At 66.3% G+C, this 249-nt stretch carries 1 protein-coding gene; it reads right to left on the bottom strand.

Annotated elements, in window-relative coordinates:
* The coding region (locus ACZ2XM_RS15635) for a hypothetical protein (RefSeq protein WP_490619035.1) at positions 1 to 249 on the bottom strand (249 nt) is incomplete at both ends.

Below are 249 nucleotides of genomic sequence, written 5' to 3' on the forward strand. Positions count from 1 at the left end.
GTGCGTAGCGCAGCTTCGGACGCACCGGGCCGCGACGGCGCGGCTGCTGGAATTCGACCGCCTCGATCAGCGCGCGGGTGAGCTTCGGCGTCGGCAGCTTCGACATCGCGGCCGCGTAGGCATCGTCGACCGAGCGCATCAGCGCGCCGATACCCGTCTTCTTCGCGGCCGAAATGAAATGCGATTTCGCGAAGTCGAGGAATTTCAGCTTGCGGGTCAAATCCGCTTTCGCGCGGTCGCGCGCGTGGT

This window comes from Psychrobacter sp. CoH-33_TS_01 (assembly GCF_058189395.1).